We start from the raw sequence: 12,788 nt of genomic DNA, 5'->3' as shown, positions 1-12,788 counted from the left end.
GTATTAAAGATCCGTTGAATCAAAAAGAGCTATGTTAAAAAAGATTGCATTGAAAAACCGTGTATATCAGCGTCATGATTGCAGACTCGAAATGTTTTATCCGCCGATTATCGATAGATTGTGCATGATGCCACTGTTAGAGTCATGCAAATGATGATGCTCAGGCTTGATTGGCATAAAACTATGTAAAGTGTTCACCAGTCCTTGGATATCGTCTTGCTGTAGGTATGGACGGATATCGTAGTTGCCTTGGTCAAACAGACACAAATGCACCTTGCCTTGGCTGCTTACGCGCAAGCGGTTACAGGTATCACAGAAGTGCGCCGCATATGGGGCAATCATACCGATACGACCGACATATTCAGGGTGGCTGTATTCTACTGCTGGACCATCGGCACTACCGCGCTCGTGCGGCTGCCAGCCATTTTCTAACAAGTAATCGGTGATAATATCAGACTGAGCATGCTGAGCAAAAAACAAATCGCTATTGTCACTGGTCTGCATAAATTCGATAAAGCGATAAGTCACTTGTCTATCTTTGACATAGTCGATCGCCGTGACTAAGTTCTCAAAAGCAGTCTCCGCCATCAAGACACTATTTATTTTCAGTTTGATATCAGTCGTTTCTAACAATATATCCATGTCAGCCAATATCTGTGGCAAGGTATCAAAGCCTGTCATTTTATGAAAAGTAGCAGCATCAAAGCTGTCCATACTAATATTGAGCTGATCAAGTCCAGCCTCTTGCCAGCTGGCTATATGTTTACCCAATTTATAACCGTTACTGGTCATCGCAACTGTCTCAATACCGTCAGTTTGCTTAATTGTTTCGATAATTTCGACAACATCACGACGAATAGAGGGCTCACCACCTGTAATTCTAACTTTTTTGGTACCTACTTGAGCAAAGCCGCGCACCAAGGTGGCAATTTCAGAGATACTCAGCTCATCATCAGGGCGCTTACCTTGATAGCCATTTGGCAGGCAATACTCACAGCGAAAATTACAAAAGTCAGTAATAGACAGACGCAAATAAGTCAGACGCCGTGCAAACCCATCGGTTAGCGGCTGGTGATAGTCACTCATCTGTTCAGTAGGCACGACCAAGGAAGGCTCTATGTAACCATCAGACATTGCGGGTGCCAAGCTCGGTGAATAGAGTTGCGGACTGTCTATTTTGTGTTTGTCATCTATGTTGTCATCAATCATATGTTACTGCCATCAGTACTGCTTACTATAAGCACTACTTTGTTATTCGTATTTAGCATACCAGTGTAAGGTTATAGGATTGCTCTCTAGCTTTGTACGACCACCTTACAATAAATTGGCAAACGATGAATTAGCGATGTAGCCAAGGAAACGGTTGTACAACGACGTCATTACCGGCTGCTACGTTCCCACGGTCTTTGTCCAATACAATGAAGCAATTGGCGCGGCTCAGCTGTTTAATCCTATGTGACTGCTGTCTTGAGAAGCACTCAACTTGATAATGACCTGTCTCATCTCGTGACAATACGCCACGCTGAAAATCTTTGCGGCCGGGAGATTTTCTAATGTCGCTGATAAGTTTGGCTTTAATAGTTAGCGGCATCGGCTGCTCTGATACGCTAGCACCTGACATTTGCCACAATGCAGGAATCACAAACTGTAGCGTACCCACAACCGTAGAGAGCGGATTGCCCGGTAGGCCAAAATACAATACTGGCTTATCGAGATTTTTATCTAACTCGCCAAATACAAAAGGCTTACCAGGCTTCATCGCCACTTTGTAATGGTTAATCTGACCTAGCGTTTCGATCACAGTGGTCAAAAAATCATAGTCACCAACAGAGACACCTGCTGTCGATATCAGTACATCACAGTCCTGCATGGCCTCATTGACTGCGATAGTTGTCTGCTCTAGGTTGTCAGGAATAATGCCATAATCACGAATAATGATGGGCAAATCTGATAGCAAGCTTTTGAGCGTTGGAGTATTAGAATTATATATTTGGGCTAGACTTTGTAGCTCATTGCCAATAGCCACGAGCTCATCACCTGTCGCCAGCACACCTACGACTAGCGGCTGGAACACGTTCACTTGGCTAATACCAAGGTTGGCAAGCAAGCTAATATCTGCAGGATTAAGTCGTTTACCAATTTTTAGTACGGCTTCGCCAGACTCAATCTCTTCGCCTTGTGAGCGGATATTATCGTCAACTTTGGCGGTTTGCGTGAGCGTAATGTTATAAGGTCGAGATTTATCAACGGTCGCTTTGATATCTGCAAAGTTTGTATTCTCTTGCATAATGACCGTATCACAGCAATCTGGCACGACTGCACCAGTAAAAATACGTACCCCTCGCCCCGCCGCTGTCTTACCAGTATAAGCACTGCCAGCTTGCGACTCACCAACGATTTCGATAGTACTGTTTTCTGATAACTCACTACCTTTGGCAATCGCATAACCATCCATTGCAGATAGATTCTGTCTCGGCACATCAAAAGGTGAAGCAATATCTTGAGCCAGTATATGGTTTAGGCTGCACAGCAACTTTAGAGTATTGACGGCTCTTTTTTGTAGCGGAAAATCAGTAATATGATAATTATCTATCCGTTGCTGTATCGCAGCTTGTAATTCTTCCATGGTAATCATAAGGTCACGCTCTTTCTGTCGTTCTAATTACTGTCGTTCTAATTATTCGTAATCGAAACTGTTATTTAAAATGGTCATTGAAAATTGTTACTAAACACTATGAGTAAAAGTCATCGTCAAAAAACACATTATCTAGAGTCTATCATTCAAAGTATCAACTTTCTTGTATTAACCTTGTCCTGATAAGTTTTGAATAAAACCAGAGTACACTGGTCTTAACATTTGATATTTATTGCATTGTCCATTATGTTAAAGGTGTCAGCAAAATCAGACATAGATTGAGACAAAAAAAGCACCTTGGCAAGGTGCTTTTTGTAGAACAAAGTAAATTATCGTTTGTTGGCTAGTGGCTAATTAATAATGGCTAAATACTATTAAAAAGAACCACTTTTATACAGTGTATAAATACCGTCAGCCTACCTCACCATCCAGCCAATGAAGACGCACTGTTTTGAGTGATAAATCCATCTGGCGTTTGGCCGTTATCTGCTTGCCAGCGCTGGAATGCCATACGAGTATTGGTACCCACAATACCATCAGCGCCTTTGGTATCGTAACCCATACTAGTCAACCGACGTTGTAGGTTAGTCACTTGCGTGGTCGATAATGGACGCTCATAACGAGGCCAAGATTTTTGCAACCCGCTTTGTCCATTAATCGTTTTGCCTAGTAGACTAACGCCCAACGCATAACTTGATGAGTTGTTATAGACTTTAATCACATCAAAGTTTGGGCTCAGCAATAATACGGGACCGTCTTTACCAGCGGGTAACCATAGCTCCATCTGAGTATTGGCGTCTAAGTAAACGTCCGCTATCGTATCGACACCCATCGCAGCCCATCTAGCAGCAGGTTGTTTACTACCAACCACTGAGTAATCAAACGATGCTGGCACCGTTGCCTCATAAAACGGTGCTAAGCCACGAACCCAACCTGAATTGCTAAGATAGTTGGCCGTCGAGGCTAGTGCATCACCAGTCGCCCAAGGATTGCGATGCCCATTGCCATCACCATCGACCCCTTGTTTGAGCCAAGTCTCAGGGATAAACTGGGTTTGTCCCATGCCGCCTGCCCAAGAGCCGTCGAGCTGTGACCAAGATACATCACCGCGTTGTAGCAGTGTCGCTAACGATAGCAACTGCGTTTCAGCAAACTCTTGACGACGACCATCATAGGCAAGGCTGGCAAGCGAACTTGGCAAATCACTATTACCGGTCACAGCGCCATACGATGACTCCATGCCCCATATCGCAGCGATAATCTCTGCATTAACCCCATACTGAGACTCTAGCTGAGACAAATAAGCGCGCTGTTCAGCAAATTTGCGCTTCCCTACACTGACGCGTCCACTTGATACCGCAGAATCTACGTATTCCCACGGCATCTTGGAAAACTCGGGCTGACCTGAATCTAATGAGATGACTTGCTGGTTTAGATAAGCAGAATCAAGCAATCGACCAATAACTTGGGCATCATAGCCTGACGATATGGCACGCATAGAAAAGTCTGACTTCCAATCAGAAAAGCTACTATAGCTAGGCTTGGGCGCAGGCTGCGGTTTTACGACTGGTGCAGGTGTTGGTTTGACCTGAACGGTTTGGGTTTGAGTAATCTCAACGCCGCCTTGACGAACAGGCTTACTTTGCATTGCCTGCTGGCTTGTACACCCGACCATCACTAATGCTGGCATAAGGGTGAGGTATTGCTTTTTTAATCTCATAAAAAATCTCAAACATGAATAAATAAAATGGCTCACAGTGGCCAAGCTATCCGTAGCTATTATTTAAGTCTAACGCCCAAGTACGCTACGTGGGTCAATAGGATTACCATTTAAGCGAACTTGAAACTCTAAGCCTACCTCATTGGTCTGACCACTGCTACCCATACTAGCAATACGTTGGCCACGCTGTACTGTATCGCCCTCTTGCACCAATAATTGGCTATTGTGGGCGTAGGCTGTGATGTAGTTATCACTATGACGAATCATAATTAGATTGCCATACTCTGGCAGACCGTTGCCTGAGTAAAGCACAGTTCCTGATTGGCTGGCAAGTACTGGATCACCAACTTTGCCCGCAAACCACATTCCCATATTGCCCGTAGCAGGGTCAATATTACGAGTCACTGGGTTACGCGTAGGATAATCATAACCAGAGGTCGAGTTGGCAGTGGCCTCATAAGCTGGTGTTTGAGATTGGGTCACAGGTGGCGTATAAGTTGGTTGCGTTTGAACTGGAGCACTGTAGCTATTGTTACTTGCAGTGGTTGCCACATTGCCTTGCCATAGTTTGAGCCATTGGCCACTATAGATGGTGTATTTACTATCTAGATTGTTCATCGCTCCGATTTGGCGGTAGTTCAGACGATAGCGCGCTGCAATCTGGCTGACCGTATCGCCGCGTTGTACACGGTGATAGTTAGGGACGCCTTGCGCGTTAGTAATAATCTTAGGACCTGCTTGGTTTGCTGATTGATAGGTAGGCTTCGTTGCACAGCCAACGACAGATAGAGTAGCGACTGCCATAGTACCAATCAACGCGGCTTTAACAAGGTGCGATCCAGCTATGATTTTTTTCATACAAGGTTCCTATTCTTTGTGTTGCTCATTCATTGTTTAATCATTCAAAAGCGCTTGATATCATACAAGAGTCTTCTGATATTCTCATAACACGTCAGTGTTTAATAAGCCGGTATGGACTATATCTTATAGAATTTATAGCGCGAGTGTTGATAATCTCTCCAGCGCTGCCGTTGGCGTATGATGTAGGCGTACTGGTGATAAACTGACATACCCTGCCGCTACAGCCTGATAATCTGTCATCACATCCTGCTTTGCTTGTACCGCATCGATTGACGTTTCTAATGGTCGCTCATTTTTACCTTTGCGTAGAGACAACCAGTATGCATCTCGGCCGCGTGGATCTATCATATGGCGTACTGGCTGAGCAGCTTGCTTATGGCCTAACGAGGTTATTTTTCGACCCTTGATATCATCGGCATGCTGCACATCAGGAATATTAACGTTTAATACATGATAGGGCAAACTTTTGAGCATCTCTAAAATCGAAGTCTCAGTAAGCAGTTTGACGATTTCATGTGCGGCAACTTGATAATCACTGGCTGATTCTTGCCCGCCGCTTTTAACACCCCCGCCTACCAAAGACGTTGCTATAGCAGGGATACCAGATAGTTGCGCGGTCAATGCAGCACCGAACGTACCAGAGAACATCACATCTTGTCCCAAGTTAGCCCCTGAGTTGATACCTGTAATCACGCAGTCAAAGTCAGTATCACGATACAACTCATGTATTGCTAGATAAACACAATCAGCTGGTGAACCATTTACTGCTACAAATCCAGAAGGCAGCTGATGTGTATGCAGTGGTCTTGAGACACTCAAAGCGCTGGCATAGCCGCTTTGTTCATCGTTCGGGGCGACGACGACCACTTCGCCGATAATCGATAATGCCTGAGATAGTGCCAATAATCCTGGCGCATACACACCGTCATCATTACTAATTAAAAATCTCATTTCTACTCAGTATGTGGTTAATATTTTATTAGCTGTCTTTCTACATCTCTATTTGGTAATTCTGCTATCGCGCCATGTCCGTTCAAGATATGGCATAAAAATACGATGCTCATATTTAAAATGAAAACATGATACTCTAATTCTTCAATGACATGACGTCACAGTCTAGAGAAAAAGATTCATTTTGATAGCATGGGCGATTATAACTGAATAATATAAAGACACGAACCCTGTCTTTATCAAAATATCATGCTCTTCTTATGTTGGTAATTATACGATGAAAGTAGCGTAACAAGATCTGTATCAAACGAATAACAACCAGTAGATTAAGCAGCGCGTTACAATACGCAACACCCCACAACAATACAAACCGATGTACTGATACTGAAGTAACGTCATTAGGGTATGCTACTGATATGTTGCTAAAAAATGGTTTTGGCTCACAAGATATCTACACATAAATCAATATTTTATGTGACTTTTGTTTTTTTACCGATTAACATATGACCATTAAATAAAGACGAGCGAGTGTAATACTGAATGAATAAACAATCGATATTATCTATAGCTTCTGTGATAGCAAATACTGCCTCAAAAGTTGGGATTGCAGGACTGATAACGTCTGTTGCTATGCTGTCTCAAGCTTCTAATGCTGCGAATAACTCTGGCACTACCATTCCGCTAGACATGTCTGGCATCAACATCACTAAGCACGAAATTGCGGTAATGCAGGTACTATCAGAGATATGCCCACCAATGCTAAATGGTAAGCAAAAACAGCGGTTCTATAAATCGTATACCGTACAGCTACATGAGCTAATGCCTTCTTTAGAAGATCCAAAAGCGGCTATTCAGTACCTATCTACACAGCAAGACTATCGCCAGATACTACAAGGTATTCGTAGTTGGACGATGGGTTTCTCAAAGCAAGAAAACAAAGCACTATGTGAAGATTTGGCAAACGCGGATTATTAGACAACTATCTAGTTTAATTCAATGACTAGCGTCATCTGCTTAATGTGTTAATAATATTGGTATCAATGATAATAAAATAAAAGCTATGTACTCTTTATAACATCGGTTAAGCAAAGTTTATCAACTGATTGTCTAGATATCTGTAGCATCAAAGCTTGCTGTCACTTTACTTGTTATTCACAAGCAGTGCAGCAGGCTTTTTTGTGAGCGTTAAATTTTTATTACAGAGACTGGTCAGATGATAGACATAACAAATATATGATAGGCCTTCATTTTTCTTTTCAAACTTGCCTTATTTTTGCATTTATCGATTCCCCATCGGTAGTCATTTTGCTAAGATAAGGCGTTAATTTTATGTCTATTGTGTAGGCGTTACTATTTTCATCGATACATTATTTTAAACACTGCATTTAAGACATGCTGCTTAAAATAATGTATGGAAATAGGTACAAAACATAAGCGATAGATACATTTGGTTCCATGATGCGGTGTAATGATATATGACAGTAAAGCGTGTAAAAAATCAGCTGATACAGCTGGTAGTTGGTGTAAGTATCTCGATGAGTGCAGTAGTGGCAAACGCAGCCATTCAACCACCTGAAATGGACAATACTGCCTATGTGTTGATGGACTATAACACTGGCGAAATTTTGGCTCAAAAGAACGCCAATGAGGCGCTGCCGCCAGCATCTCTGACTAAGATGATGACCAGTTATATCATTGAGCAACGCTTAGCATCAGGCGACCTGAAAGAAGATGAACAGGTATTGATGAGTCCAAACGCATGGTGCCGTGGTAGCAGCAGCCAATCTTGTATGTATGTGCCTGTGAACAAAACTGCCAGCGTCATCGATATGCTACGCGGTATTATCATTCAATCAGGTAATGATGCATCAAAAGCCATGGCTGAACATATTGCTGGTAGCGAAGCCTCGTTTGCAATCTTGATGAACGAACAAGCGCAAAAAATTGGCATGGAGAACTCTAACTTTGTCAATGCTACGGGTATGCCTGATGAAGGTCATTTAGCATCTGCTTTGGATTTGTCTAAACTCGCGCGCGCTATTATCAAAAACAGCGGCGACTACTATAGTATCTACGCAGAAAAAGAGTTCACTTATAACGGTATTACCCAAGGTAACCGTAATGCTCTGCTGATTACTGACCCAACTGTTGATGGCCTAAAAACGGGCCACACTGATGCAGCAGGCTACTGCTTGGTTGCATCAAGCAACCGTGAAGGCATGCGTCTAATCTCTGTCATTATGGGTACCAAGAGCCAACAGGCTCGCGCTGATCAGTCACGCGAACTACTTAACTGGGGTTTCGGTCACTTTACAACGGTTACCAAGGCGCCTGCTGGGCAGTTCGTTAGCAAGCTTCCAGTATGGTTTGGAGAAGCTGACGAGGTAGAGCTTGCAACTGGCGACAACTTGCAAATCCTAACCAGCAAAACCCAGAAAAACAAAATTACCACAGTGGTGGATATTCCTGAGAGTTTAGAAGCACCGATCAAAAAAGGTCAGGAAGTTGGTAAAATGATGGCTGTCATTGATGGTAAAGCGGTAGCCTCAGTTCCTATCATTGCAACCAACGATATCGAACAGTCAGGCTTTATGAGCCGTACTTGGGAACATATCGTACGCTGGGTAAAGAATCTTCTCTAAGAGAAACCTTTAAAAAGCAATTCTAGCTAAAAACTGTTTAAAAAAAAGACGCCTCAAAATGGGCGTCTTTTTTCTTTTTATGCTTACTTTAATTCAACAGTGCTTCGATAGTAAAAAATATGAAAAATGCTACCTAGTAAATTAAATAAGCCTAACTAGGAACACCGATTTAATAGAACCGTACTACGTCCAAACCAACCATTGTTTTAATAAGTCGCTTAATGCTTTGTCTTTATAAGTAGCAATATGACAATAGTCAATGCCAGCTGCTTTTAAACCATACTCAAAACTGTCTACATAGCGCGCCCGATGCTGCGGATACCAATATACCAATAACGCACGATGCTCGCTCTTACTGCCCTCATCGCTTTCATACTGACGAATGCGCTTGGCTAGTATCTCAGCTTTTTCTGGGAAAACATCTTCAGCAAACATTACCATGTCAACTTTCTGCTTACGCATCTCCTCTATGACGAGTTGGTTACCTTGGCGACAAATGATCGTAGCACCTAGGTATTCCAGTTCCTCTAACAAGGAGCCTGTCTCATGATAGTAATAATAAATAATCGTTAGGCCAGACAATAAGCGCTGCTGTTTTGATTGCTGTTGATTGGGCATCGCTATGGTCAGCGTAAACTGCGTACCTACACCAAGCACACTATCAACATCTATAGTAGCACCCATAAGCTGTGCCATTTGTCTAACGATAGGTAAGCCAACGCCTGAGCCTTCATACTGGCGAGTTTGCGACGAATCTACCTGAAAGAACGGATTAAATATATCATCTAGGTGTTCTTTATCAATACCAATACCCGTATCTTTTACGCTAATTTGCCAACGATTACTTTTATTAAAATGTGTCAGTTGCGACGCAATCGTAACTTTTCCGACAGGCGTGAACTTAATCGCATTATTGAGCAGTATCGATAGTATCTGATGTATTTTTTCTGAATCACCGTACAGGCTATAGTCTATATGATGAATATTACTAATCAGCTCTAGCCCTTTTTGAGTAGCCGTATTTTCAAACTTAGCTAGCAGATCAGCGATTAACTGTAATGGGTTAAACTCATTTTTATGAATTCTTATCTGGCCTTTTTGAATCTGGTTCAACTGTATAATATGATCTAATGACAATACCAATTTATCACTACCACTACTGATAATCTCTACCGCGTCTTTTTGCTCTCTGTTGAGCGCCTCATGATCCAATAGTTGTAAACCACCTACAATTGCATTCAATGACGTTTTTAACTCATGAGAAATCATGCTTTGAAAATTATGCAATTGCACATCAAGTGACACATCTTTATTGTGTAACTGCTGTTCAAAGGCCGCAAGGGTTTCATAACCTTGCCTCGCTTCTTGTAAACGATTAAATAACACAATTAGTGCTTTCTTGATATGAGTCAGTTCTTGAAAATTAAATTGTTGCGGAATGACGGGTAATTGCTCTAGATTTGTGTTGTTTATGACAATGTCACAAACATCAGTTAACACTTCAATATCTTTAACTGGCCAATTCAGCTTTCTAAAAATATATAAGGCAGATATAACAATCATTACCACTGTTGTTAGCCATAACCACAGGATATTTTGAAACCAATGTAAACGTAGCAACTCTACGTCCATCGTAATATTGATATAACCAATCAATGTGCTATTTTCGGTAGCTGTATCAGTCGTCTCATCTGGCACTGACGATTCGCTCATAATGTTTGATAAAGTCAGTGCTAACTGTTGATTGGAATCAGACTCATTGGACGTGGCACTATTGGCATCAAGGACTTTACTAATCACTGGATAGTTGAAACTGACCGTGTGCGCAAATAAAGCATTTTTCCAATCAGCAAGCGACTGGTCTATATCCTCAATTGGCTCAGAGGTTGAATAGAAAACAATACTCTGGATAGTCGGCTCATTTTCTAACAAGATATTCACTTGTTCAGCCACGATATCTGCGCCATCTGCAGTCGATGCACTAGTCGTTAATAGCGATGCCAATTGTTGAATATGCTGTTCTTTTTCTTGATAGTGATGCACTAAACCATAAATAAAAGGCAATAAAAAACCTGCCAATACTGCCAAAACAGCGGCTTGTATGACAGAACGCCAGATAAGTACGGGAATGGTTTGAGACGAACGGTTGTTCATATCACTCTACTGAGTCGCGTGCAGCTTTCATTTATAGTACAGGTATTTTAAAGATGTGATAAGTAAAACATTTGAGTATTTTTAAAGCATTCAGATAACTATTTATAAGCCCAAACTATAGCGTATTAATAGAAAAATGTCATCGCGCTATCGAACGCGATGACATTAATCATAAAGCTAAAGCTATAAAGCATAAAGCATAAAGCATAAAGCATAAAGCATAAAATACGAGAATTAACGAGGCTTTTTATCTTTGGTAGTAAATTTCTGTGATCTATTACGCTCACGTTGACGCAATTGCTGAGCTTTTGCCTTAGTCGGTGTGTCACTCTTGTTCGCATATGGGTTATCGTTTTGCTTCAAGATAACGTTAAGCGGTGTGCCTTCTAGCTTAAACACTTGACGGAATTGATTTTCTAGATAACGCTGATAGCTCTTAGGAAGCGCACTGGTTTGGTTACCATGAATAACAATAACGGGTGGATTGTGGCCACCAATATGCGCATAACGTAACTTGATACGACGACCAGCAACGGTTGGTGGCGGATTGGCCGTTACCGCATCTTGCAGAATCTGAGTCAAACGGTTGGTCGATACTTCAAACATCGAAGATTTATAGGCACGCAAGATAGACGGATATAAATTGCCAACGCCTGTACCATGCAGTGCTGAAATCAAATGTATTTTTACATAAGGAATAAAGCTAAAACGGCGATCCATTTCAAGCTTGATATAGTCTCTTTGATCTTGCGTTAGACCATCCCACTTGTTGATCGCAACGACTAACGCACGTCCAGCGTCAAGCGCATAACCAATCATATGCAAATCTTGATCCACGATACCTTCGTGAGCATCAATAACAATCACGGTTACGTTAGAATCTTCAATCGCCTGCAAAGTCTTGATGACAGAGAATTTTTCTACCTTTTCATCGATTTTACCGCGGCGACGTACACCAGCAGTGTCGATCAAAACATAGTCGCGACCTTCACGCTGATAAGGAATATAAATACTATCACGCGTCGTGCCTGGCATATCGAATACCACTACTCGATCTTCGCCAAGCAAGCGGTTTACGAGCGTCGATTTACCAACATTTGGACGACCGATAATGGCAAGCTTCAAGCCTCTTGGCTCTACTATGTTTTCTTGCTCAGGCATATCAGCTGTTAGCACTTCAAGCAAATTGCCTACACCGCGACCATGACTGGCTGCCATCGGATACGGCTCACCCAAGCCTAGTGCATAAAACTCAGCAGGTGCTGCATCATGTACACCGTCGACTTTATTGGCGACAACATAGACAGGCTTGCCTAATGTATGCAAAAACTTACCAATTTCAGCATCAGCGCCAATCATACCGGCACGAGCGTCAACGACAAATACGATGATATCTGCTTCATGGATTGCTGTATGCGACTGCTCAGACATATAGTCATCGATATTACCACTACCGTCATCAGCTTCACCGATACCACCCGTATCTACAACGATAAAGGATTTATCTTCATAAGTTGCATCACCGTACTGACGGTCACGAGTCAATCCTGAAAGGTCAGCGACCAATGCCTGCCGACTTTTTGTGAACTGATTAAATAAGGTGGATTTACCGACGTTTGGACGACCAATTAAGGCGACCACAGGCTTGATACTCATGGGTTACTCTCAGTGAAAGGCACAATGACGGGCAGTACAGTTATTCTTATAACCAGTGACATAACAATAGTAATAGATATGCTGCAATTGACCGTGAATTAAAATGGATGATAGAACAATAGCAAAAATAATAGATGGCTATTTTACGATTAAAAATAGTATATAGGAT

Annotated in this window: 9 protein-coding genes; 2 read left to right on the top strand and 7 right to left on the bottom strand. The window is 42.1% G+C overall.

The features are described from left to right. Nucleotides 1-96 precede the first annotated feature (96 nt). The 5 genes from moaA to surE all read right to left on the bottom strand — a co-directional run bounded on the left by moaA (nucleotide 97) and on the right by surE (nucleotide 6,167). The gene (moaA, locus tag FQV37_RS05510; RefSeq protein WP_420876985.1) at nucleotides 97-1,134 is read right to left on the bottom strand and encodes a GTP 3',8-cyclase MoaA; all 1,038 of its coding nucleotides are present in this window, start codon (nucleotides 1,132-1,134) and stop codon (nucleotides 97-99) included. Nucleotides 1,135-1,339: 205 nt separating this feature from the next. Next, entirely contained in the window at nucleotides 1,340-2,635 is a 1,296-nt protein-coding gene (locus tag FQV37_RS05505; protein ID WP_160021598.1) for a molybdopterin molybdotransferase MoeA, read from the bottom strand. Nucleotides 2,636-3,056: 421 nt separating this feature from the next. Beyond that, complete coding sequence (locus tag FQV37_RS05500) at nucleotides 3,057-4,355, bottom strand: lytic murein transglycosylase (protein WP_101206205.1); 1,299 nt, start codon at nucleotides 4,353-4,355, stop codon at nucleotides 3,057-3,059. 69 nt (nucleotides 4,356-4,424) lie between these two features. Further along, complete coding sequence (locus FQV37_RS05495) at nucleotides 4,425-5,213, bottom strand: LysM peptidoglycan-binding domain-containing M23 family metallopeptidase (protein ID WP_102092022.1); 789 nt, start codon at nucleotides 5,211-5,213, stop codon at nucleotides 4,425-4,427. A 135-nt stretch (nucleotides 5,214-5,348) separates the two neighbouring features. Next, nucleotides 5,349-6,167: a 5'/3'-nucleotidase SurE gene (gene surE, locus FQV37_RS05490; RefSeq protein ID WP_160021597.1), complete on the bottom strand. Its 819-nt coding sequence runs from the start codon at nucleotides 6,165-6,167 to the stop codon at nucleotides 5,349-5,351. A 540-nt stretch (nucleotides 6,168-6,707) separates the two neighbouring features. Between surE and FQV37_RS05485 the strand changes: the two genes are divergently transcribed. Beyond that, entirely contained in the window at nucleotides 6,708-7,142 is a 435-nt protein-coding gene (locus tag FQV37_RS05485; protein WP_057759051.1) for an MCR_0457 family protein, read from the top strand. 500 nt (nucleotides 7,143-7,642) lie between these two features. Beyond that, nucleotides 7,643-8,809 carry a D-alanyl-D-alanine carboxypeptidase family protein gene (locus FQV37_RS05480; RefSeq protein WP_160021596.1) on the top strand — a complete coding sequence of 389 codons (1,167 nt, stop codon included), beginning with the start codon at nucleotides 7,643-7,645 and terminating at the stop codon, nucleotides 8,807-8,809. 183 nt (nucleotides 8,810-8,992) lie between these two features. On the opposite strand, the gene FQV37_RS05475 is transcribed toward FQV37_RS05480, so the two are convergent. Both FQV37_RS05475 and der read right to left on the bottom strand, forming a co-directional pair. Beyond that, nucleotides 8,993-10,963, bottom strand: a complete 1,971-nt coding sequence (locus FQV37_RS05475) for a sensor histidine kinase (protein WP_160021595.1) — start codon at nucleotides 10,961-10,963, stop codon at nucleotides 8,993-8,995. A 234-nt stretch (nucleotides 10,964-11,197) separates the two neighbouring features. Further along, nucleotides 11,198-12,619 carry a ribosome biogenesis GTPase Der gene (gene der / locus FQV37_RS05470; RefSeq protein ID WP_057759046.1) on the bottom strand — a complete coding sequence of 474 codons (1,422 nt, stop codon included), beginning with the start codon at nucleotides 12,617-12,619 and terminating at the stop codon, nucleotides 11,198-11,200. Nucleotides 12,620-12,788 lie beyond the last annotated feature (169 nt).

The organism is Psychrobacter nivimaris (genome assembly GCF_009812035.1).
In the GTDB taxonomy this organism is placed as follows: Bacteria; Pseudomonadota; Gammaproteobacteria; order Pseudomonadales; family Moraxellaceae; genus Psychrobacter; species Psychrobacter nivimaris.
The sequence above is the reverse complement of the archived record's forward strand: the minus strand, read 5'-3'. Positions and strand labels throughout refer to the sequence as shown.

Coding starts and splice junctions, on each gene's coding strand:
- moaA (WP_420876985.1), bottom strand. CDS start 1,134: ATGTCTGATGGTTACATAGAGCCTTCCTTGGTCGTGCCTACTGAACAG.
- FQV37_RS05505 (WP_160021598.1), bottom strand. CDS start 2,635: ATGATTACCATGGAAGAATTACAAGCTGCGATACAGCAACGGATAGAT.
- FQV37_RS05500 (WP_101206205.1), bottom strand. CDS start 4,355: ATGAGATTAAAAAAGCAATACCTCACCCTTATGCCAGCATTAGTGATG.
- FQV37_RS05495 (WP_102092022.1), bottom strand. CDS start 5,213: ATGAAAAAAATCATAGCTGGATCGCACCTTGTTAAAGCCGCGTTGATT.
- surE (WP_160021597.1), bottom strand. CDS start 6,167: ATGAGATTTTTAATTAGTAATGATGACGGTGTGTATGCGCCAGGATTA.
- FQV37_RS05485 (WP_057759051.1), top strand. CDS start 6,708: ATGAATAAACAATCGATATTATCTATAGCTTCTGTGATAGCAAATACT.
- FQV37_RS05480 (WP_160021596.1), top strand. CDS start 7,643: ATGACAGTAAAGCGTGTAAAAAATCAGCTGATACAGCTGGTAGTTGGT.
- FQV37_RS05475 (WP_160021595.1), bottom strand. CDS start 10,963: ATGAACAACCGTTCGTCTCAAACCATTCCCGTACTTATCTGGCGTTCT.
- der (WP_057759046.1), bottom strand. CDS start 12,619: ATGAGTATCAAGCCTGTGGTCGCCTTAATTGGTCGTCCAAACGTCGGT.